Source organism: Undibacterium sp. TC4M20W, assembly GCF_049340245.1.
GTDB lineage: Bacteria > Pseudomonadota > Gammaproteobacteria > Burkholderiales > Burkholderiaceae_D > Undibacterium.
In genome coordinates this window covers 25,848-48,921 of record NZ_JBMPPI010000009.1, presented here as the reverse complement: position 1 = coordinate 48,921, position 23,074 = coordinate 25,848, and the positions used below count along the sequence as shown (strand labels likewise).

Annotated in this window: 23 protein-coding genes; 1 reads left to right on the top strand and 22 read right to left on the bottom strand. The window is 50.6% G+C overall.

Features of this window, described 5'->3' with window-relative positions; genetic code table 11:
• Positions 1-19: 19 nt before the first annotated feature.
• The 6 genes from ndk to surE all read right to left on the bottom strand — a co-directional run bounded on the left by ndk (position 20) and on the right by surE (position 5,947).
• The gene (ndk, locus tag ACO0LL_RS13200; protein WP_110253161.1) at positions 20-445 is read right to left on the bottom strand and encodes a nucleoside-diphosphate kinase; all 426 of its coding nucleotides are present in this window, start codon (positions 443-445) and stop codon (positions 20-22) included.
• Between the two features lie 236 nt (positions 446-681).
• On the bottom strand, positions 682-2,016 hold the full coding sequence (rlmD, locus tag ACO0LL_RS13195; RefSeq protein WP_422951318.1) for a 23S rRNA (uracil(1939)-C(5))-methyltransferase RlmD: 1,335 nt from the start codon (positions 2,014-2,016) through the stop codon (positions 682-684).
• Between the two features lie 118 nt (positions 2,017-2,134).
• Positions 2,135-3,184, bottom strand: a complete 1,050-nt coding sequence (rpoS, locus tag ACO0LL_RS13190) for an RNA polymerase sigma factor RpoS (protein WP_422951317.1) — start codon at positions 3,182-3,184, stop codon at positions 2,135-2,137.
• A gap of 166 nt (positions 3,185-3,350) precedes the next feature.
• Positions 3,351-4,301: a peptidoglycan DD-metalloendopeptidase family protein gene (locus ACO0LL_RS13185; RefSeq protein WP_422951316.1), complete on the bottom strand. Its 951-nt coding sequence runs from the start codon at positions 4,299-4,301 to the stop codon at positions 3,351-3,353.
• A 42-nt stretch (positions 4,302-4,343) separates the two neighbouring features.
• Positions 4,344-5,213, bottom strand: a complete 870-nt coding sequence (locus tag ACO0LL_RS13180) for a protein-L-isoaspartate(D-aspartate) O-methyltransferase (RefSeq protein WP_422951315.1) — start codon at positions 5,211-5,213, stop codon at positions 4,344-4,346.
• Positions 5,210-5,947, bottom strand: a complete 738-nt coding sequence (gene surE / locus ACO0LL_RS13175) for a 5'/3'-nucleotidase SurE (protein ID WP_422951314.1) — start codon at positions 5,945-5,947, stop codon at positions 5,210-5,212. Before surE ends, ACO0LL_RS13180 begins: the two co-directional genes overlap by 4 nt.
• Before the next feature lie 105 nt (positions 5,948-6,052).
• Between surE and ACO0LL_RS13170 the strand changes: the two genes are divergently transcribed.
• Positions 6,053-7,033: an NADPH:quinone oxidoreductase family protein gene (locus tag ACO0LL_RS13170; protein ID WP_422951313.1), complete on the top strand. Its 981-nt coding sequence runs from the start codon at positions 6,053-6,055 to the stop codon at positions 7,031-7,033.
• Positions 7,034-7,087: 54 nt separating this feature from the next.
• Here the strand turns inward: ACO0LL_RS13170 and ACO0LL_RS13165 are convergent, their stop codons facing one another.
• From ACO0LL_RS13165 to ACO0LL_RS13090, 16 genes are all read right to left on the bottom strand, one after another.
• Entirely contained in the window at positions 7,088-8,344 is a 1,257-nt protein-coding gene (locus ACO0LL_RS13165; RefSeq protein WP_422951312.1) for an HD-GYP domain-containing protein, read from the bottom strand.
• A gap of 103 nt (positions 8,345-8,447) precedes the next feature.
• Positions 8,448-9,272, bottom strand: a complete 825-nt coding sequence (locus ACO0LL_RS13160) for a uracil-DNA glycosylase (protein WP_422951311.1) — start codon at positions 9,270-9,272, stop codon at positions 8,448-8,450.
• On the bottom strand, positions 9,269-9,868 hold the full coding sequence (locus ACO0LL_RS13155) for a type II secretion system protein N (protein WP_422951310.1): 600 nt from the start codon (positions 9,866-9,868) through the stop codon (positions 9,269-9,271). Before ACO0LL_RS13155 ends, ACO0LL_RS13160 begins: the two co-directional genes overlap by 4 nt.
• Positions 9,869-9,878: 10 nt before the next feature.
• Entirely contained in the window at positions 9,879-11,099 is a 1,221-nt protein-coding gene (gspF, locus tag ACO0LL_RS13150; RefSeq protein ID WP_422951309.1) for a type II secretion system inner membrane protein GspF, read from the bottom strand.
• A gap of 4 nt (positions 11,100-11,103) precedes the next feature.
• The gene (gene gspE / locus ACO0LL_RS13145; protein ID WP_422951308.1) at positions 11,104-12,534 is read right to left on the bottom strand and encodes a type II secretion system ATPase GspE; all 1,431 of its coding nucleotides are present in this window, start codon (positions 12,532-12,534) and stop codon (positions 11,104-11,106) included.
• 3 nt (positions 12,535-12,537) lie between these two features.
• Positions 12,538-14,670: a type II secretion system secretin GspD gene (gene gspD, locus ACO0LL_RS13140; protein WP_422951307.1), complete on the bottom strand. Its 2,133-nt coding sequence runs from the start codon at positions 14,668-14,670 to the stop codon at positions 12,538-12,540.
• Positions 14,671-14,699: 29 nt separating this feature from the next.
• The gene (gene gspN / locus ACO0LL_RS13135; RefSeq protein ID WP_422951306.1) at positions 14,700-15,479 is read right to left on the bottom strand and encodes a type II secretion system protein N; all 780 of its coding nucleotides are present in this window, start codon (positions 15,477-15,479) and stop codon (positions 14,700-14,702) included.
• A gap of 15 nt (positions 15,480-15,494) precedes the next feature.
• Positions 15,495-15,995 carry a type II secretion system protein GspM gene (gene gspM, locus ACO0LL_RS13130; RefSeq protein WP_422951305.1) on the bottom strand — a complete coding sequence of 167 codons (501 nt, stop codon included), beginning with the start codon at positions 15,993-15,995 and terminating at the stop codon, positions 15,495-15,497.
• Positions 15,995-17,242, bottom strand: coding sequence for a type II secretion system protein GspL (gene gspL / locus ACO0LL_RS13125; RefSeq protein ID WP_422951304.1), 1,248 nt, complete (start codon positions 17,240-17,242; stop codon positions 15,995-15,997). Before gspL ends, gspM begins: the two co-directional genes overlap by 1 nt.
• Before the next feature lie 6 nt (positions 17,243-17,248).
• Positions 17,249-18,253, bottom strand: coding sequence for a type II secretion system minor pseudopilin GspK (gspK, locus tag ACO0LL_RS13120; RefSeq protein ID WP_422951303.1), 1,005 nt, complete (start codon positions 18,251-18,253; stop codon positions 17,249-17,251).
• Entirely contained in the window at positions 18,250-18,933 is a 684-nt protein-coding gene (locus ACO0LL_RS13115) for a PulJ/GspJ family protein (RefSeq protein ID WP_422951302.1), read from the bottom strand. Before ACO0LL_RS13115 ends, gspK begins: the two co-directional genes overlap by 4 nt.
• On the bottom strand, positions 18,923-19,309 hold the full coding sequence (gspI, locus tag ACO0LL_RS13110) for a type II secretion system minor pseudopilin GspI (RefSeq protein WP_162041053.1): 387 nt from the start codon (positions 19,307-19,309) through the stop codon (positions 18,923-18,925). Before gspI ends, ACO0LL_RS13115 begins: the two co-directional genes overlap by 11 nt.
• 1 nt (position 19,310) lies before the next feature.
• On the bottom strand, positions 19,311-19,775 hold the full coding sequence (gspH, locus tag ACO0LL_RS13105) for a type II secretion system minor pseudopilin GspH (protein ID WP_422951301.1): 465 nt from the start codon (positions 19,773-19,775) through the stop codon (positions 19,311-19,313).
• Between the two features lie 9 nt (positions 19,776-19,784).
• A complete protein-coding gene (gene gspG / locus ACO0LL_RS13100) occupies positions 19,785-20,255 on the bottom strand; it encodes a type II secretion system major pseudopilin GspG (protein ID WP_422951300.1) in 471 nt (156 codons plus the stop codon).
• A 219-nt stretch (positions 20,256-20,474) separates the two neighbouring features.
• Positions 20,475-22,733 carry a molybdopterin cofactor-binding domain-containing protein gene (locus tag ACO0LL_RS13095; RefSeq protein ID WP_422951299.1) on the bottom strand — a complete coding sequence of 753 codons (2,259 nt, stop codon included), beginning with the start codon at positions 22,731-22,733 and terminating at the stop codon, positions 20,475-20,477.
• Between the two features lie 55 nt (positions 22,734-22,788).
• Complete coding sequence (locus tag ACO0LL_RS13090; protein WP_162058702.1) at positions 22,789-22,989, bottom strand: DUF1289 domain-containing protein; 201 nt, start codon at positions 22,987-22,989, stop codon at positions 22,789-22,791.
• Positions 22,990-23,074 lie beyond the last annotated feature (85 nt).

The following is a 23,074-nucleotide window of genomic DNA, read 5'->3' as shown; positions in this document are numbered from 1 at the left end:
CATGCAGACAAAGTCTGAATTAACGGGAATAAACGTTCAACGCTGGGAAGTAGTAAGCGATTTCCACAGCAGCTGTTTCTGGAGCATCAGAACCATGAACAGCATTAGCATCGATAGAGTCAGCGAAATCAGCGCGGATTGTGCCAGCGTCTGCTTTCTTAGGATCTGTCGCACCCATCAGGTCACGGTTTTTCAAAATTGCGCCTTCGCCTTCCAGAACCTGGATCATTACTGGGCCGGAGATCATGAAATCAACCAGATCCTTGAAGAAAGGACGTGCGCTGTGAACAGCGTAGAAACCTTCAGCTTCAGCACGGGACAATTGCGCCATACGGGCAGCAACTACCTTCAAGCCAGCGCCTTCAAAGCGGCTGTAAATTTGACCGATGACGTTTTTTGCAACAGCATCAGGCTTAATAATAGACAATGTACGTTCGATAGCCATCTAAAAACTCCAATAAAAAGAAAGGGTTAAGAAAAATTTCAAGAATTCATCTAACCTTAGATTTTACCATGAAACCACCATCCCAGATATGTCTTTCAAGAAATACAATTGGTCGCAGACTGGATCAATTGGATTTTTATTATCTAAAACAGGGATTTCATTGCATCAAAGCAAACCTACTATCCATTGCCAGCAATGACTGCCAGTTGCATTGGTGGATTTGCGGCCGCAAAAATCTAGATCAGATCAAAAACTGCCATGGATTCCACGTGGGAAGTGTGCGGAAACATATTGACTACGCCCGCACTGCTAAGGCGATAACCGGCCTGATTGACCAGCATGCCAGCATCCCTGGCCAGCGTTGATGGACTGCATGAGACATATACCAGGCGCTTGGGTTTTAATTCCGGAGCAATTTCACCCAGATCAATCAAAGCCTGGCAGACGGCCATGGCACCATCACGTGGCGGATCAATCAAAAAGCGGTCAAATTTACCCAACTTGACGAAGTCCTGCGCCGTCACTTCGAAGAGGTTACGGGTGCTGAAGGATGTTTTATCAGCCAGGCCATTGTGTCTGGCATTTTCCAAAGCGCGCTCAGTCAGGGTATCACTACCCTCTATACCAACCACCTCCCTCGCAAGAGTAGCGATAGGCAAAGTAAAATTACCCAGCCCACAAAACAGATCGGCTATGCGCTCATCTTTTTGCACATCCAGCATGCGCAAAGCACGTGCCACCAGAACACGGTTGATATGATGATTCACCTGGGTAAAGTCGGTAGGCTTGAAAGGCATTTTGACACCAAACTCTGGCAACAAATAATGCAAATCATTGGTCGCCGGATAATAAGGTTCTGCAGTATCGGGACCCTTGGTTTGCAACCACCATTGCACCTGATACTGATCCGCAAATGCTTTCAGTTTGAATTCATCATCCTTGGTCAAAGGCGCCATGATGCGCAACACCATGGCCGTAACACCCTCACCTATCGCCAACTCGATTTGCGGCAAAGCCTCAACAATGGAGAGTGAAGCTACCAAGCCACGCAAAGGCATGAGCATGGCCGAGACATGTGCGGGCAATATCTCACAGGTCTCCATATTGGCGACATAGCGTGATTTTTTTTCATGAAAACCAACCAATACCGTACCCTTTTTTATCACATGACGCACTGACAGACGGGCGCGGTAGCGATAACCCCAAGTAGGGCCGATGATAGGACGCAACATGATGTCGGATTTAACCTTGCTGATATGCCACAGATTATCTTCCAGCACGCGCTGCTTCATGGCCACCTGGGCATTGGCATCCAGATGTTGCATGGAGCAACCGCCGCAAGTACCAAAAAATTCACATTTGGGCTCCACCCTTTGTGAAGACTCACGCACCACACTCATCATGGTGGCAGCTTCCCAGCTGGCTTTTTTCTTGTAAGTGCTAAATTCGACCAACTCACCCGGCAATGCACCATCGACAAAAACCACTTTGCCAGCGCTGCCATCTTCGTTTTGCAAATTACCGACGCCACGCGCGTCCATATCTAAAGAGCGAATTTCTATTGTATTCATGGAAATTGATGGCGTAAAACACATCACGCCGATGGGAAGTGAGATTTAAAAGACGGAATTATAAGAGATGCGCGGACGCGCACCTCAAGAAATATGTAAATTGCTCAGCGAATCCGGATTAAAGTACCGAATCACGCCCCACACCACGGGACGCAAATGAGCGCTTAAGCTTGATCAAGGCTTCTTGCTGTATCTGGCGAACGCGCTCACGGGTGATCCCCATTTCATCTGCCAGGGTTTCCAGCGTTGCCGGATCATCATTATCAAGTCCAAAACGTCGCACGATGACAATACGTTGTTTATCAGGCAATTTAGACAACCAGTCCCTGACCAGGATCGTCATTTCATGCTGCTCGGCGCGAATGTCTGGCGCATCATCACTATCACCTGGCAACATATCCATCAGGCTGGACTGGGGATCATTATCCAGTGGCGTATCCAGCGAAGTTGCGTGCTCAGACAGGGTCAGAATATCCTGCACTTCATCGACCGGCCTATCGACCAGCAAGGCAATATCCTCCAGCGCAGCATCCCTGCCATCGCGCCTTTGCGATTCGAGGTGGTACTTGGCCCGCAATATCTGATTCAGTTCACGCACCATGTGTACAGGCAGGCGTATGGTCCTGGCCTGATTCATGATGGCGCGCTCTATGCTCTGGCGTATCCACCAGGTTGCATAAGTTGAAAAGCGAAAACCACGCTCAGGCTCAAACTTGTCTATGGCATGCATGAGACCCAGATTACCCTCTTCTATCATGTCGAGCAAAGCAACGCCGCGGTTGATATAGTGTTTGGCAATCGACACAACCAGACGCAGGTTATGTTCTATCATTTTTTGCCTGGCTTCAAAATTACCTTGCTTGGCCAGGGTTGCATAATGCAGTTCTTCAGCAGAAGCGAATAAGGGCCGGGTACCTATCTGATTCAAATAGTATTGCGTGGTATCTGTAGAAAGCTCGGCAGCAAGAACATTTTTCAATTCATCAATAGGCGCAACAATGAGCGTGGCAGGGTCTTCACTTTGTTCTTCCTGCCCCTCTTGCGTCAGATCCGCTGCATCATCCATATCCGCATTGTCTGAGGCAGAATGCGCATCAACATCAGCGCCGTCCGGCTCATCGCCAGCGGCAGAATTTTCCAACTTGTAGGTGCTTAAATTGTTATGCATGATCTGAGCTGGTTTGCGAATCCGGTGAGTGAGTCTTGCTTGAACAAATTATTGTTGAAAATGACAATATTAATTTACCAATACAGTTTTTCTGGAATTACCCTACATAAAAAATGTCAATTTGCGCAAAACATCAATACTTGCTGCATCGCCACAACAAAACGACTTACCGGGCTGGCAGATATCTGGCTGGATCTACCGGTTTACCCTGCACCCTGATCTCAAAATGCAGCTTCACCGTATCACTGTCAGAATTTCCCATTTCAGCGATTTTTTGCCCTTTGGTGATGCTCTGCCCCTCTTTGACGAGTATGGACTTGTTATGCGCATAGGCTGACAACAAAGTACTGGTGTGTTTAATAATCACCAGATTACCATAACCACGGATGCCACTACCTGCATACAAAACTTTACCAGCACCAGCAGACAATACATCCTGCCCCAGTTTGCCGGCAATATCGAAACCCTTGTTCTTAACATCGTCAAATGTCGCCAGGACTTTACCGTCAGCAGGCCACATCCAGTCAACATTTTCAGTCTCAGTTGCTGATTCTGAGACTTTGGCTGGCGCAGGAGTTTCGGACTTGATAACTGGCACTGTCGGTGTGACGGAAGCTACCACTGTGGAATCCGTTTTTTGCAACTCGGCGAGATTAGCGTCTGAATATGGACGTTTATCACCGCGCGGGCTGTTTTTGTTGTTAGCCGCATTCACTGGCAAAGGTTTGACTTCAATGCCCGCGTTCGGTGCCACGCTTGTGGCCTGAACTCCCTGAACAGCATCTGGCGGTGCAACCCGCAGAACCTGACCTACCTTGATGTCATTCGGGTTTTTCAGGTCGTTCCAGGCAACCAGGTCACTATAGCTTTGCCCATGATCCAGGGCGATTCTATACAGGCCATCACCACGCTTGACGACATAGGTACCGCGCGTATTATCAGGCACTTTAACTGCTGGCTTGATAACTTCAACCACAGGAGGAGGATCAACTGGCCTGGGATCAAAACCACGCTCCACGACCGGCGCTTTATTCTGAACATTGGTGGTACACGCAGTCACAAGCGCCAGGACTGTGATGGACAAACCAGTTTGTAGTATTTGCTGTATTTTCTTCATTTCTGTTTTAATCTATCAAATTCATTGTTGCCACGGGCAAAGCTAAATTACGCCGGGATGCAGAGGCACAAAATGGCAGGATTCGAGCACAGAACTCTTCCATTCATAATTGGATACACGTTCTATCAATTGCAATACCTGATTACGCCCCCCTACAGGGGCAACCAGCCTGCCACCTACCCGTAACTGTTTTAGCAGGGCCTGAGGCACTTCCAGTCCCGCTGCTGCCAATATGATACCGTCAAAAGGGGCCTCACCCGGCAAACCCTGCATGCCATCACCATATAAAAGCCGGATATTCGCGATGCGCATGGGGCGCAGATTGCTTTTGGCCAGCTCATGCAAGGCCTTGATACGCTCAATGGAATACACTTCCTTGACCATTACAGACAGGACGGCTGCCTGATAGCCGCAGCCGGTACCAATCTCAAGCACGCGCTCCAGCTTGCCACCATTACGCATGATTTCCAGCATACGGGCCACAATATACGGTTGCGAAATGGTCTGGTGATGACCTATCGGCAAAGACGCATCGACATAGGCCTGGCTGGCCATGCCGGACTCCAGAAACAGATGCCTGGGCACAGCCTGCAAAGCCGCCAGCACTGTCGCATCCTTGACACCTTGTTGAGCGACACGTACAACCATGGCCCGCCTGACGCCTTCAGACACCAGGGGACCTGACAATAAGGATGGTGACAAACCCGCCGAAGTGCCCGCAGCGCCCTGCGGCACATGCATTTGCTGCGATTTTGAGGCCTTTGCTGCAGCCACCCCACTTAAGTGATGTGCGGCATTGCGCATGGCAGTTTGCGGCATGGCGGTATGTCGTACCACCCCACTACCTGCTTTGTCTTTTTGGTTCACCACAGAAGACAACGGTAAAGGAAAGCGCTTATCCTTGGTCGTCATGCAAAGTCCATATCCAGATCAGCCAGTTGACGCGTATTCGTCAAATCTATTTGCAAAGGGGTCACCGACACAAAATGCCTGGCAGTCGTATCAAAATCTGTTCCTGCACTGGCATCCCGCGCTGCGCCAGGCGGGCCTATCCAGTAAATATCCCTGCCATGCGGGTCTGTCATGTGAATGACAGGTTCAGAGGTATGGCGCTTGCCCAGGCGCGCCTTGCGCACTCCCTTGATTTCATCAAACGGCAAATTCGGAATATTTACATTCAGCAGGAATGGGCTAGCCATGCCAGTGAAGCCACGCTTCACCATCTCCAGCGCAATGCGTGCTGCTGAATCCAGATGCGTCCAGGCTTTTTCAGTTTGCGAAAAGGCAATTGCCGGGATACCAAACAAAAACCCTTCAGTCGCTGCGGCTACGGTACCAGAATACAAAGTATCGTCCCCCATATTCTGCCCCTGATTGATGCCAGAAACGATCAGGTCAGGTTTTTCTTTCATGATGGCGGTCAGGGCGATGTGTACACAGTCAGAAGGAGTACCATTCACAAAGTAAAAACCATTGCTGGCACGTTGCACACTCAAGGGCCGTTCCAGGGTCAAGGCATTCGATGCCCCGGAACGGTTACTGTCGGGAGCCACCACGGTAATCTCGGCAATTGATGCCATGGCCTCAGCGAGCGCCACGATGCCAGGAGCGAGATAACCATCATCATTACTGATCAGAATTTTCATGTTTTGTATTCTACCTGATGCTGAAATATAAATTTCTACAGAGAACAGATTTTTACGGCATAATCACAAAATCAAACGGTCGTACTATTTTATGGAGACATCAAAATGAAAGCTGTTGTTTGCAAGGAGTGGGGATTGCCAGACACTTTGGTGATAGAAGACTTGGCAGATCTGGTGCCTGCACCCGGCCAGGTTGCTATCAACGTCAAGGCAGCAGGCGTCAACTTCCCAGACGTATTGATCATACAAAACAAGTACCAGTTCAAACCTGAACTGCCATTTACACCAGGCAGCGAATTGTCCGGGATAGTTTATGCCGTTGGCGATGGTGTCAGCCATGTCAAGGTTGGCGACAAGGTGATTGCCTTTATTGGCAATGGTGCATTTGCACAACAGGTAGTCGCCCCTGCCAATGCCGTCATGCCCATGCCAACAGGCATGGACTTTGACGTTGCAGCAGCGATCACCCTGACCTATGGTACTTCCCATCACGCAGTGGTAGATCGTGCCCAGTTAAAAGCTGGTGAAACCATGTTGGTACTGGGCGCTGCCGGTGGCGTCGGCCTTGCTGCCATAGAAATCGGCAAGGCTCTGGGTGCCCGTGTCATTGCAGCAGCATCGACCGATGAAAAACTCGACATCTGCAAGCAGCATGGTGCCGATGTCACGATCAACTACAGCAATCAGGATTTGCGCGAAGCCATCAAGGCAGCTACCGATGGCAAAGGGCCGGATGTTATTTATGACCCGGTCGGTGGCATTTACGCAGAACCAGCTTTCCGCTCGATAGGCTGGCGCGGCCGCTACCTGGTGGTGGGTTTTGCCAATGGTGAAATACCCAAGCTGCCATTGAATCTGACTCTGCTCAAAGGCGCTTCTCTGGTTGGTGTTTTCTGGGGTGAGTTTGCCAAGCGTGAGCCTAAAGCCAATCTGGCTGCTATGCGTGAGTTGATGAGCTGGCTGCATGAAGGAAAAATCAAGCCACATATCTCTGGCCGCTATGCACTCAAAGACACACCAGCAGCCTTGAACGACCTGGCAGCCCGCAAAGTGACTGGCAAGATAGTCATACAACCTGAAAAATAAAGCTTAAGACCTCGCCTCAGTGCGAGGTCTTCTTCCTAAAGAGATCACTATTTGCTAACGGTTATTGGCAGCCTCACCGAGCCAATAACGATTGATGTCCTTGATGCCCCATTTGGCGGCATCTTCACGTGAAGCGATCTTGTCATTCATGCCTGGGCGCGACAAATCGATCAGTTCAGGTGCGATATAGGCCATGGATTTAGCAGAGAAGAATACTCTGACTTTAGGCAATAAAAGCGACTTGCCAATTTGTTGTTCAACGACGACAGCCAGCCTGCCAGACTCCAACTTGACCAAAGTACCTACAGGATAAATGCCTATGCTTTTGACAAAAGCCTGGAAGATTTTTTCATCAAAATGCCCACTGCTCCATTCGGCCATTTTGCGCAGCGATTCGGCTGGACACCAACCTTGCTTATAAGGCCGGTCTGAAGTAATCGCATCATACACATCGCATACTGCCCCCATGCGTGCATACAAACTGATCTCATCCCCCTTCAGGCGTCTTGGGTAGCCAGTGCCATCTATTTTCTCGTGATGATGCAGACACACATCCAGGGCAATCGCGCTGACGCCCTTGGCTTCTTTCAGCATTTTATAGCCCGCCACCGGATGTTCCTTGACGGAGACAAATTCAGCATCCGTCAATTTTCCTGGCTTGTTCAAAATATCAGCATCGACCATCATCTTGCCTATATCGTGCAACAAGCCAGCCAGGCCGGCCTCTCTGGTTGCCTCTTCAGACAAGCCCAGTTGCTTGGCCAATGCCACCATCAGTGCACATACAGCAATAGAATGCATGTAGGTGTAATCATCTTTGGTCTTGAGCCTGGCCAGACCTATCAGGGCACCAGGATTGCGCATGACGGAATCAGCAATTTCTTCCACCATGGTCTGGGCATTACCAACATCCACTGCCTTGCCCATGCGCGCTTCACTGAACATGCTGAACACGGCTTGCTTGGATTTGCTGACAATGGCAGAAGCACGCCCAAGTTCATCATCCATGGAGACTGAGCTGATCTGGCGTGGCTGTGGAGCAGGTTCTGGCAGAGGCTCTGGTGTGGGTTCAGGCTGCGGCTCTGGCTCAGGTTCGGTAACCGTTTTTTCTACCGCATCTTGGAGGACATCAAGGCCCTTGCTGACATCTATCCAGGCATGACGGATTTTGGTTGCCTGGATTTTTTTTAGTTCTTCAGCTTCCCCAAGCAAGAAAGACTTTTGCCAGAACGGTGTATCTATCCAGGAACTGCACAGTTCCTGCACATACATGCCAATCCTCAGTTGAGCAACTTCAATTTTCTTCAACATAGGCAGGGGAAAGTTATGATTTGGGTAAGCAAACAATGCTTCAATGCGTGTCACCCAATTATTCTACAAAGCTCGTCCACAAGCCAGTAGTAAAAACCGCATATTACAAAATTTTTCCTTCAGGCAAGTCAGCCAGTAAATTCATGGGGCGGAAAAAATCCTGCATGGTTTTGTTACTAATGAAACTCAAATTATATGGGTGCTCGGCATTGATCTGCTCGTACAGTGCGGTCTCGGGCATGACGCGAAGCTGCTCTGCAATCTTACCCCACAAGACTAACACTGCCTTTTGCTTTTTGTGCGAACTTTGATATTGATGTAGCGCAGATAAAACTGTTTGCAAAAATGGCTGCCATGCTTTTGCATCTTTTACCGGAGCTGTGTCTTCCCGAAATACCAGGCTGGCATTCAATAGTAAAAATCCTTGTGCGATGAGCTTGTGTTGTAAATCGTCCAGAGTTTGTATAAAACCACCCTCGGGCAAACGCGCCTGTGTAGCAACAGCAGCCATGGCGTCACCAGTCGTTGCCTCTTGTTGCAAATGACCAGAAGCAACCAGCAACATCTTCATAAAGTTTCTCAGAGACGTGGCGCGATTGACTTTCTTGGACAAACCAGCGCCCTCTTCATCAGACCACAAGCTTTTTACCGCTCCGTCCATGAAACAGTAACCAGTTGCACTGTCTGCCCGCGGATAAGGTCCCTCACCCATCAGGATGTAACGTACATCATCCATAGGCATGGAGAAAGCAGCAAATAATCTGGCTTGGTTGGGCAGATAGACAGACCTTGTCAAACCAGAGAAATAATTCGGATTGGCTTCATGCACTCTCTGCAATCCAGTCTCTATGACAGGCCGCCAGGATGAGTGTGCCTGTTCTATCGCCAGACGCACATCTTCTGGGCACACATCTTGCCAAGAACTCATTGCTGCCCGCCCGGCATCGCAGATGGCAGAGAAGCCGTAGGCAAGCCCGGTGTTACCATCGGTGGTGGTGGGCTACTGATAGGGCCGCCCGGTGCATCATTGTGCTTGGCTGAGGGAAATGCGACAGGCGCAACTTGAGGTGGCACTGAATTCGATTGATTTAAAGGTGGAATTTGCGCAGGTCCACGGTTCATGTCTGGCGTTTGCGGCAATTCAACACGGCGCATGATGCCTGATTCAGACACCATCACATATTGTTCATGCACTTCTTTCAAAATCACACCGGGGGCAACTTCTTTGTCCATGGCCACGGCCAATGCAGGCTTGCCATTGGCACTGATGATGGCAAGGCTCTTTTCAGCTCGCTTTGCCAGCACTATGCCTTTTAATTGATAGTTAGTGGCAGCAGCCTGCGCTACCTGACTATTACCAAAAATACCGCCCCATTGCCCGGTACCAGGCTCATAACTATTTTGCTGAAATCCAGCGGCGACAGCTCTGGCCTGTGGTTTGAACAGGCGCAGAGCCCAAAAACTCAGAGACGCACAAAGTGCGACAAATACAATAAACGTCACAAGGACAGGTAAGCGTTTCATTTTTATCCTTTTAGCGTACCAATTGATTTATTTCTATGATAGGCATCAGTACCGCCAGCACGATGAGCAAGACGACGACACCCATGGTAAGGATCAATACCGGCTCAAGAAAGCCAGCCATGGTCATTGCACGGCGCTCCAGATCCTGCTCCTGGGTATTTGATGCACGTTCCAGCATGGCGGGCAATTCACCAGTCACCTCACCAGCTCTGATCATGTGTATCAGCATCGGTGGAAAATGCTTGTGTGCCGACAAGGCGCGGGCCAGACTGACGCCCTCCCTGACACTGGCCGTTGCTTCTTCCACCTGCGCGCGCATTGCCACATTGGACAAGGTTTCGCGGCTGGTTTGCAGAGCCCGCAAGATAGGCACGCCTGAGCCAGTCGTAATCGCCAGAGTACTGGCGAACCTTGCCGTATTCAGGCTGCGTTCAAACTTGCCATACAAAGGCGCGTGCAATAACCAGCGATGCCAGCGCATCTTGAAATCAGGATTGCGCAAAGCCAGCCGCCACAGGGAGAAAGCAGCCACCAACAGTATTGCAACGATCCAGCCATAAGCCCGCACAAAATCTGAAATTGCCAGCATCACCAGTGTCAGGAAAGGTAGCTTCTGTTTGGTATTGGCAAAAACAGAAACAATTTGCGGCACCACATAAGTCAGCAAAAAAATCACGATGGCAAAAGCCACCACCGTCACGATTGCCGGATAAGTAAATGCCAGCCTGACTTTTTGCACCAGCGAATTACGCCTCTCTATGTAATCGGCCAGTCGTGACAACACCCGCGACAAATGGCCGATATGCTCGCCCGAAGCTACCAGTGCGCAATAGATATCGGTAAAATCATTGGGATGCTGCTTCAGCGCGTCAGACAGGGAATTACCTGCCATGACTTCCGAGCGTATTGAGCCAACCAGGTCACGGACATAAGTGCGCTCTGATTGCTCAAGCAGGGCAGACAGACATTGCTCAAGCGGCAAGCCAGCCTCCAGCAAGCTGGACAATTGCCTGGTAAACAAGGCGTTTTCTACGGTAGAAAGATGATCGGCAAATAAGCTGGTCTTGCGCTTGCCACCTGCATCCATTTGATTGGCAATGGACTCTACAGTAACCGGCACCAGGCCCTGCGCTCGCAAGTCACTGCGGGCAGCCCTGGCACTATCGGCATTTAATACACCTTTGCTGGTATGGCCCGTGGTATCAACAGCCTCATATCGAAATGCTGGCATGTACTTATTCCTTAGTCACGCGCAGCAATTCTTCTGGCGTAGTCACACCGGTTTTCAGCCAGCGATCGCCATCCTCACGCATGGTTCTCATGCCATCTGCCTGGGCAGCCGTGCGTATTTCTGCTTCTGCCGCCTCATGATGTATCTGGGCACGAATCGCGTCTGTGGTTTGCAATAACTCATAAACACCAACGCGCCCCTGATAACCAGTATGCCCGCAATGCTCGCAACCGACCGCATGCCAGGTACCTTCTTTTTCAACACGGCAATGCGTACACAACTTGCGCACCAGCCGTTGAGCAACCACACCCAGCAAAGAGGAAGACAACAGGAAGGGTTCTATCCCCATATCCAGCAAACGTGTGACGGCCGCAGCAGAGTCATTGGTATGCAGAGTTGCCAGCACCAGATGGCCAGTCAAAGAAGCTTGCACCGCGATTTGCGCAGTTTCCAGATCGCGTATCTCACCTATCATGATGACGTCAGGATCTTGCCTCAAAATTGCCCGCAAGGCTTTGGCAAAAGTCATTTCGATTTTTGCATTGACTTGGGTCTGGCCTACACCGGCCAACTCGTATTCAATAGGATCTTCTACCGTCAGGATATTAGTGGTACCGGCATTCACCCGCGACAAAGCTGCATACAAAGTCGTGGTCTTGCCCGAACCCGTTGGCCCGGTCACCAGCACGATGCCATGCGGCTGAGCAATCAGCTTGTCGAATTGTGTCAATACATCGGCGCTCATGCCCAGATGACTCAAATCCAGACGCCCTGCTTCTTTATCCAGCAAGCGCAATACAGCCCGCTCACCGTGACCGGTTGGCAAAGTGGATACCCGCACATCGACTGGCTTGCCGCCTATGCGCAAGGTAATACGGCCATCTTGTGGCAGACGTTTTTCAGCAATATCGAGTTGCGCCATGATCTTGATACGCGAAATCAGCGACGCATGGATTGCCTTCTTCGGACGCACCACATCACGCAAGGCACCATCAACACGGAAACGCACGACAGAAATCTGTTCAAACGGCTCGATATGTATATCCGACGCACCGTCACGCAGAGCCTGCGTCAGCAGCGCATTGATCATGCGTATCACGGGCGCATCATCGGCCGATTCCAGCAAGTCTTCAATCGCTGGCATATCCAGCATGAGCTTGGCCAAGTCCAGGTCAGATTCAACTTCGCCAACAACATCGGCGGCATCCCCACCCGAACCGGCATAGGCCTTGGCAATCGCCTCAGACAATTCTGTATGTGGCAATACGACCAGTTTGACCTTGCCAAACTTGCGCCCGACTTCAGATATCGCTGCAGACGGCGTCATCTTGGAAATCTGGATTTCTACGACGCCATTCAGGACAGCATTGTCCCTGACTGCCAGCACAGAGAAATCCCTGGCAAAACCATATGGCAATAAACGATGATCAAGCATGGCTTATTTGCCTTCCTTGCCTGTTGTCGGTGTTTTCTCAGGAGAGATCAGCAAAGGAGTAGTCAGTAATTTTCCTTTTTCTGCAGACGGCCACAAGTTCTCTGCAACGCCATCTTTGGAAGGTACGATCTGGGTGCGCATATAGTCATAGCGATCAACAGAAATATTATTGCTTTGCTCTGCATTGCGTATAACTGTAGGACGCAGGAACACCATCAGGTTAGTTTTGGAGCGCTTGCTGGTCTGGTATTTGAACAGATTGCCAATGAGTGGAAGATCACCGAGGCCAGGCACTTTTTCGCCACCATCTGTGGTGCTGTCTTCAATCAGGCCACCCAGCGCAATAATCTGGCCATCATCGACCAGCACATTGGTCGTGATCGAGCGTTCCTTGGTAATAATGCCTGCGGCATTGGTCGTATCATCAACACTCGATACTTCCTGATAAATCGCCAGTTTGACAGTGCCGCCTTCAGAGATTTGCGGCTTGATTTTCAACTTCAAACCTACCTGTTTGCGGTCTATGGTCTGGAAAGGATTGACACCGGCGGTGCCACTCGATGCAGTCGTAAATTGACCAGTAATCAGCGGGACATTTTTACCAACGATAATATTGGCTTCTTCGTTATCCAGCGTGACGATATTTGGTATCGACAAGACATTGGCATTGCCATCTGTCTGCAACACGCGCGCCAATGCGCCCAGGCCCAATTGACCATTGACTTGCTTGAACAAGCCCAAGGACAAGCCTGAGCCCGGCAACACCGAGCCTAAAGTAGTGGCATTGCCTGCAGCAAGGTTAACGATATTATTTCCCTTGGTAGAGAACGATGTGCCGCCGCCTATACGATAATTACTGGTACTGTCACCTGACAAACCCAGCCATTGCACACCCAGCTCATTGGATTTGTCTGCACTGATCTCAACAATCAGTGCCTCTACATAAACCTGGGCACGGCGGGCATCAAGCTGTTCTATCACCGTGCGCAAATTGCGGTAAACAGGTTCGCTTGCGGTAATGATCAGGGTATTGGTCGATGCGTCAGCCTGTATATATCCAGCTGCACCGCCACCAGAACTGCTGCCTGTGCTGTTATTACTGAACGATGGCATGCTGCTTTGCGCAGTGCCAGTAGTATTTGCTGACACCGGGCTGTTAGTACCATTGGCTGCGCTGCCTGCATTGGAAATCGTGCTGCTTGAACTGCGCGAAGAAGAAGTATCGCCAGTAACGATGGAACGCAAGGTTTGCGCCAGCTTCTCAGCCTCGGCATTTTTTAAATAAACCACATGGACATTGCCAGGTTGCGATGTCGGCTGATCAAGTTTGGCGATCAGGGACTTGATCTGGTTTGCCTTGGCCACAGAAGAAGCACGCACCAGTATGGCATTCGAACGCGGGTCAGCCAACAAGATTGGCTTGGTGGGGTCAGCACCACCACCGCCTGAATCTATGACCTTGGACACCATGGTGGCGATGTCAGAAGCGATTGCATGCTTGATCAGGACCACATCCATATCTGTGGTTGCAGGCACATCCAGGGCAGCAATGATCTTGTTCAGGCGCTTGATGTTGTCTGCGTAATCGGTAATGACCACCGTATTATTGCTAGGGTTGCCATTGATCGTATTATTCGGTGAAATCAACGGACGCAATATCGTGACGATATTGGCAGATGATTCATAGTTCAATTTATAAATCTGGGTGACGACCTGATCGCCTTTGGCGGTCTCGGATCTTTCCGAATTTGTATTATGCGTAGGGCCAGGTTGCAGCTTAGCATCTGACTCTGGCACCACTTTGGAATACCCGTCAGCCGTCACTACTGAAAAACCTTGCAGACGCAAAGTGGAAGTCAGCAATTTATACGCCTGGTCCTTGGTTAGCGGTGTTTCCGACACCAGATTGATCTGTCCCTTGACGCGTGGATCAATGATAAAAGTGACGCCGGTATAGTGACCTATCGCCTTGATGGCCGACTCTATGTCCGCGCCAACCAGGTTGATATCGACCGTATTTTTTGACGGATCTTGTGCCATGGCCATGGGTGCCATCAAGAAACCGGCAGTCAATACTGCTGCACCAGTCAATGCAGACAATTGCTGGATAGGTTGGCGTAGCGAATTTCTAGTCATGGCGACCCTGTGCTTTAATGGAAATGTTTTCATTTGAACTCTAACGCAATTACATCTTTTTCACCGTCATTACGACGCTGCCCAAGCAAATTCAATAAATTTGCCAGCCTTGCTTCTTGCCCTGCTTCTGCCCATGCCTTGCCAGAAAACTGGAAACGACCGTTTGTCATTTTTCCACTTCCTGCCAGCATCATCGGCCCCTTTATCGTCAACAACTGCATATCTGCTTCTGTTCCGCGCAAATCAAAAGCCATCTGGTAACTGCCCAGAGGTTTGATAGGCGACAGGCGTGAAGCCATTTCTGCCAGCTCCAGCTGCATATGCCCAGTCATACTCAGTTGCGCATTCTTGCGCGAAAACAGCAATTCGTTCCAGGACAAATGCAATAATCCTGTAGGCCCTACGGTATTCAAAGGAGCGCCCAACCCCTCCAGCCGTTCTGGTGGCAACAACAACACCGAAGGGCTGACTTGCCATTGGCTGAAGTTGCCGGCAATCTTGACCGGGGCAGACAGGGCCGCAGAATTTTCCAGCTCGGCCTTGATTTGCCCCAACATCAGCAGAGGCGAAATACGCCACTGAAATCGCCCAGGGAACAAGGGCGTCACCGGCCCAACTTTACCTGCTGCCACACCCACAAATGCCGAGCCTTGCCAGAAACTGCCTTGCACATCGCCCAAACTCAACCTGCCCTGGCTTTGCCTTTCAAGCACAAAGCCCAGCCAACTCGCAGGCAAAAACACAACTACAGTCAAAATGACACTGATCAATGCTGCCAGTATCCACGTCAAACGCCGGGTGATTAACATTGCTGTATTCCGGCCTCAGGTAGAACTTCTTTGCTGCCGCAAAGTCAGAGTCGCACTTACCTGACCACTTTCCAGCAGGGACACCAGCTTTGCTTCTTCCACGGTCAGTCTTGAGGCTTTTTGCATTTCAACCAGACATTCCATCAAACTTGCATAAGAAGCGGTTGGAATTTGCAAACGTACCAAGTCATCGCTAACAGCGACAGTTTGCACCTTGATGCCACGCCGCCCCAATACCGCTTCGACCTGCTCACGACTCACAGGCGCAACAAATTCAGACAAATTGGCAGTTAACCCGGCCTGCTGTTTGCTTAACTCGGTAATTTCTGCCAATTGCTGATTCAAGACCGGCAATGCAATACTCAATTGCTTACGCCCGCTCAAGGCAGGAGCAAGAAAAAAACCATAGACTATGGCAACAATAATGAACAAGGCACAAATGATCAGCATTTTGCGCTCGCGCTCTACCCGGGACTGCCAAAAGAAATTGAACTGTTCTCTGATTGCACTGAACATTATTCTTTACCTCCGGTAGAAACACGCAAAGCACCATCTGACGCGGTACTGATTTTCATGGATTGCTCGGCCAGTGCAGAACGCAAGGCATCCATCGGTACTTGCACATTCGGCTTGATTCTGACGAATAGTGATCTGTCTTTATATTCTATGGACGCCACACCGCCTGGCACACCGACTCTGTCCCAGACTTGCGAGAATTGTGCTGCAATCACGGCAAAATCATTGACTGCAAACTGCCCCGCTGCCCGTTTTGATATGTTGATTTTTTGCTGCATCTGCTTCAACGGGTCAGAAATAACGGTTTCTTTTGGATAGGCATTACGGAATACCTGCAACAAGGCACTCTTCTGATCTTTTTCTTCACGCTTCAGATTGAACCATTCAATATTCAGCGCCAGCAAATTGACTACCGCCAAGGCTATTGCCAAACGTAGCGGCCAGCGCCATTTGCTCCAGTCAAAACTGGCCATATGTTCTGCCGCCACACCTGTCATCAAGTCTGGCGTATTGGTATTGATACCCGCTACCCGGTTGATCCAGCTTACCGGCAAGATTTCTATCTTGTCTTCCAAGCCATCTGCCTTCAATGCCAGTTGACAGGCTTCGATTCTAGTCGCCGGAACATAAGCAGCAACTTTAGGACTGTTGCTCAACTGCGCCAACATGGAAAGCGCATCACTCATGCCAGCACTTTCGAGGCTCAGGCCAAGGCCATGCTGAACACCGTCACGCAGGCTCAGCTCCAGCCCCTCATCCTTTTCTTCTATCAAGGCGGAGGCCGTCTGGCTGGTCTCATCGTAGGCAAGCGACAATTGTGCGGGATAGGCAGAAAATTTTCTGGTAGGCCAGTCTTTTACCCGCTTGGCCAAACCTTCAAGCCAGGCTTTATCTGTGACGGCAACAACAACCTCGCCATTGAGCACATCGCCACTGACCAGGACCAGATCAGATGGGTCTGTAATCAACTGATCTTCCAGCAAATTCGGCAATGCCTGTTTCAACTTGGCTGCTGACATCGGTGGTACTTTGGTCTTCAGCAAGCTGGTGTCACTGGCAGCCAGGATAAAAGCCACCTGTTTTGCGCTGATCGCCAGCGCTTTTAATTCGGCAAGGCTGGAATGCCCTTGCTGTTGCAAGCGGCCTTCTGCCGATATCAAGGCAAAAGCCAATGCTTGCGCAGACCAATCTGGCCTGTGTTGTGCCGCCACTCTGGAGGGCAAAGAGATATACAGTGTGCTTGCCATTTTTATTTAATTTTCCCGTACCCAAAGCACCGTTGTTGTCATTGCCGTCGATCCTATATTATCGGCACGCTCTATCAATGCACTGACATCCAGTGCCGAACGATTCATTTTGACCTTGCCATTGACGATGAAGTATTTGGTTGCGACATCCACATCCTTGTCCGTCAGTGTTTTGAGTCTGTCTTCAAAGCGCGACTTGAATTCTGCCACCGTGCGAAAGTACGCACGGTCGCGACTAGCGATCATGGCAGCAGCATCACCCACGCTAAGCCCGTCAATTCTGGCAGCCAGCACTTCAGCAAATGTCGTATTGACATTAATACTGGTCTTGCCAGGCAACACCGTCACAAAGCCTTTTAACCTCTCCATCATTTCCGGCGTAAATCCATTAATTGCCAGCAAATCATCTACTTGAGTAAAGCGCAAGAATTGTACTTCAGGTTGCGAGAAATCGGAGGTGCTTTTTCCAGCCCCTGTTTCAGCAGAAGAAGAACCTGGCGCAGCAATCGCCCGGGTTTGTGTCCTTGCCACCATATCTGCAACAGCTTCTGCGAGTTGCCCGTCAAAACGCAAATTCACCAGCAGGCGACTAAACACGGCAACTTCACGTGCATCCACATTGCCATCTGTTGCCAGATTGTTCAGGTTATACATACCTTGCGCATCAACGACCTGGCCTGACAGCGTGGCATCGCTATCTTCATTTTCAGTCTTGGCATTTTCCACATACTGATCAAGGCGGGTATCTGCCAGCTTGACAGCCCATGGTTCCCCCAGGTGATCAACATTGGCAGACTGCTTGCCGTCTTCACGCAATATCAGCCTTGCCCAATCTATCGCCCCGCGCAAAATCCATTTCTTTTGCAATTGCATGCGCTGGTTTTCTATCGACCTGACCTGTACTTGTTGTTGCCAGAACAGGCTGGCGACAATGGTGATAGCAAGGGTTGTCAGCAACAAGGCAGTAATCACAGCTACGCCACGCTGTTGGCGGGTATTTTTTGACTTCATACCGCACCCAGCAAGAATACTTTGGTGACAGGCAGTTCGCGGCCTGATAACTGCACGGCAATTTCCAGCCCGGTCAATTTACCGGCCCTACTTGGAATACCTGGCGCTGCGGGTACAGGATTGGCAGCCGCAGCTTCATTACCACCCGCACGCCAGCCATTTTCGCCTTCTTTCCAGGTGCGCATTTCAAAGCCTGTCACCTGGGTCTGCAAGCCGATCGACGGCGTGGTCTCTGCTTCTGACATGGCATCTTGCCAGTCATGCTCGAGCACTGCCAGTTCACGGGTAGGCAGCATTTCGCGCCGGCCAAGAACGCCGCCACGCACACTATAGACAACGACTTGCAAGCGGGTGGGTTGATTCTCTTCAAATACAGTGCGCACCAATGCCAGCCTTGGCCCTTGGGCGCTGAAAACTTCACGGCCCGGCAAATTAGCGGCATCGACGATGTGGGCGCAATCATTCTCCAACTGGGCAAACGCCAGTTGTATGCCGCGTGTCTGCTCCATTTCCTCCGCCAGCACGGTGCGGGCGCGAACAATACTATCGAGGCCACGCCAGCCGAGCACGGCGATAATCGCCAATATGGTAATTGCTACCAAGAGCTCTATGAGGGTAAAACCGGACTGCGGCAAATTGGCTGCGCGGTTTTTTCGGGATGATTTACATTTAAAGTGCATTCGGCACCACCTGCGTCAGCTTGATGATGCGACGCTCAGGGCTGTCTGCTTCATACACAAACACTTCAACTCTTCTGAAAGAAGGATTGGGAGTGGCAATGACATGCTCTTCGCACATCAGGTGCAAGTCGCCCTGCGGGCAGGCAAAAGTACGTTCACCAAAAGCGGGCCATTCATGCGCCAGACGTATTTGTGCCAGACGATTTTCAGCCGACCAGGTCGCCATCATGGAGGCGCGCAAGCTGCTGCTGTTTTGCGTGAGGCTACCGACTGCACGCAAGCTGGCACCCAGGGCAGTACCGACGATGACCAGCGCCACCAGTACTTCCAGCAAGGTAAATCCAGATTGTGAGCGCAAGCGCGGCATCTTATGCATCTTATTCCACTGAAAAATGGCCTATACCGTCGGCCCGCACACTGACATGTTTGTCATTGGACTTGATGGTGAGAACAAAGGGCTTATCGACGGGTTCACGGCCAAACAATATCCTGATCACCGAACTGTCTGCCACTTGCGGTTGCATGGATAATTCTACTGGCGCAGTTTGAAAAAACCGTTCGCGCAGCATGTCGTCCTTGATGGGGGACCAGATTCTATCTTCCCTGACCAGGAAGCGATAACCATTCTGATCGACCTCAAAAGCCACGGGCAAATTGCGCACAATAGCTTCATCACGTGCAAGTTGCAAAAGCAGGGAAATGCGTTTGGCGTCATTTTCCAGGCGCTGTTGCTCGCCCGGCATGGCATTGACACTGATGGCACCCAGTATGATGCCGAAAATGACTAATACCACCAATAGCTCCAGCAAGGTAAAGCCCCGCTGCCCATGCTTGATCTTCATGCGTACTTCTTATAAATCCCAGGAACCTATGTCTGTATCTTCACCACTACCACCGGGCTGGCCATCAGCACCAAGAGAAAATACATCAATATCACCCCTGATACCTGGCGAAAGATATTGATATGGCTTGCCCCATGGGTCATTGCGCAGTTTTTCTATATAACCACCTGTCTGCCAGGCATTTGCTGCAGGGCCAGACGTCGGTTTTTCTATCAGTGCCTGCAAACCCTGTTCAGTAGTCGGGTAACGCTGATTGTGCAACTTATACATCTTCAGTGCACCCATGATGGTGGAAATATCCTGCTTGGCTGCAGTCACCCTGGCTTCATGGGTGAATCCAACCAGTCTAGGTACCATGAATGCGCCCAGAATGGCGATGATGGTCACAACCACCATGATCTCGATCAGGGTAAAACCGCGCTGGGAATTCCTGGCCTTGCCTGCACGTAATGAAACTGAAGGAACTGAAAAATTAAGCATGGCGTAATTCTAAAAAATAAAAACTCTAAAAATAAAAAAATGCGTGGCGTACATACTAGCTGCACGCTGACGCAGTATAAATCCTGAGATTATCCCTGGGGCCACTTTCTGTATCGAATAGTAACAAAAAATGCCTTGAAGACAATATTTAAACACAAAATTGGAAATTAATATGTATGAATTCTGTTGAATTGCACTTCATACTACCACCAGTATGTGTCAACTCAATTTCAGCGGCAGACTGCGCAGACGTTTACCAGTCAGGATAAATACCGCATTGGCAACTGCCGGGGCTATTGGTGGCACGCCTGGCTCACCTATCCCCTGCGGTGGTTCTGCACTTTTGATGATAATGGTTTCGACCTCTGGCGCCTCATTGATGCGCAAGACCTGATAGTCGTTGAAGTTACTCTGCACGACCTTGCCGTCTTTGATGGTGATTTCGCCATACAAGGCAGCACTGAGGCCAAACACCACCGCAGACTCCATCTGCTGGGCAATGATATTGGGATTAACCGCTATACCGCAATCCACTGCACAAGTGACCTTGTGCACCCGGATTTGCCCGTCCTGCACGGAGACCTCAGCTATCTGGGCGACTATACTGCCAAATGATTCATGCAGTGCCAGGCCATGCGCCCTGCCCTCTGCTGGCTTACCAGCCTTTTGCACTACCGCATCCAGCACGGCCAGATGACGTGGATGCTCTTTCAGCAAGCCACGGCGAAATGTCAGGCTATCTTGATTGGCTGCGTGGGCAAGTTCATCGATAAAACTCTCTTTAAAAAAAGCATTGTGTGAATGGCCAACTGAGCGCCAGAAACCCAGCGCTACCGGGCTTGGAGCAATGACATGCCGGATACGCTGATGCGGGATTTCATACGGCATGTCAAACTCGCCTTCTGCCGTGGTTTTATCAGGACCTGCCCCCATCAAACCAAAGGTTCGCACCAATACCTGATGGGTAATTGAACCCGACACGGACTTGTTATCGTAAGCCAGTAATTTACCCGTACTATCCAGCCCTGCCCTGAAGCGTGCCAGGGCGGCCGGGCGATACATGTCGTGCGTAGTATCTTCTTCCCGGCTCCAGATCATCTTTACAGGAGCACCCTTGGTTTCCAAGGCAATACGCGCGGCTTGCGCGACCATATCCACTTCCAGCCTGCGGCCAAAACCACCACCCAGATAGGCCATGTGCAGAGTGACATCTTCAGATTTAAGCTTTGCGACTTTGGCAGCCACATCTGCAGCCACGCCAGGCACTTGGGTAGAAACCCAGATTTGCAGCTTGTCATCCTTGAGCAGCGCGGTGCAATTGATAGGCTCCATCGCAGCATGCGCAAGAAACGGCGCACGATATTCTGCCTCTATGGTTTTTGCTACGCCCTTGCCAGCCAAGGTTTCTTCGACATCTCCAGTCTTGTGATAGGCAAAACCAGATTCACTATCGAGTTTACTGGCAAAGTCCTTGAATATGTTTTCTGTAGAGAGTTGCGCATGCTCACCCGCATCCCAAGTGATAGGTAATTTATCCAATGCCTGTCTGGCTTGCCAATAAGACTGCGCCACCACGGCAACACCCGCCACCGCGCCTTCCATGGAAAAATCAATAACCTGAATGACGCCCGGCATGGCTTTGCCTGCCGCAGCATCAAAAGACTTGATACGGCCGCCTATGGTCGGGCTTTGTTTGATCGCGGCATAGACCATACCTTCGGGACGCGCATCAATACCAAACTGGGCGCTGCCATCACCTTTGGGCGCGGCATCAGTACGCGGCTGGGGCTGGCCTATGATTTTGAAATCTTGCGGACGCTTGAGTTGTATCTCACCAGGCTGGCTATTGACAGCATCGGCAGCCAGCTCAGCATATCTTGCTTGCTTGCCGGATGAATGGCTGACCACGCCATCTTTGGTTGTACATTCTGTCGCAGCCACATTCCATTTTTTTGCTGCAGCGGCAATCAGCATGGCGCGGGCCGTAGCCCCTGCTTCACGCATCGGTTGCCAGGCATCTTTGACGCTGGAAGAGCCACCCGTCATTTGCAAACCCAGTTCACGGGCAAATTTGAGCGTCACCCATTGCGCAACGCGCTTTACGCTGCCATGGTCATCGGGATGAAATGGCAAGCCGTCGGCCAGGGCCGCCATGCTGCCGTAAATTTTATCTGCGGGCACATACATGGGCCTGACCATACTCATGGGCACATCCAGCTCTTCAGCTACCAGCATTTGCAGGGCGGTATGTATGCCCTGCCCCATCTCGCTCCTGTGCATGGCAACACTGACTGTGCCATCTTGCGCAATCTTGATCCAGCCGTTCATGGCGACTTCGCCATTTGATACTGTCAAGGGTGTACTGGTGTTCAGTCGCTGGCGCGGTGGCATGACGCCCCAGCCTACCAGCAATGCACCAGTCAATCCCAAGCCACCCAGGATGAAGCGGCGGCGTCCTGATTTTTTAAGCTGCGACATGCGCTGTCTCCGTTATTTTTGTCGCCTTTATATTATTTCTATATATTTGGCGCGCTTATGTATTCCGTCTTGGATAACCTTCTGCCAATATCCTGGTCCAGACGATTTCCTTCTGTTCTGCCGTCATGAACACCCACTCTGCCACCTCAGCCACAGTGCGGCCACAGCCACGACAGACATCATCAAATGTTGTTGAGCAAACGGCAACACAGGGTGTATCCGGGCGCTCTTTGCCTTCCATCTTTATTACTGACATATATGTGTACTCTTGTTTTCGGGAAAATCTTGCCTGAGAACCTGTCTATGATCTTACTGCGCAGACGTGATCGGAGCTCATGTGC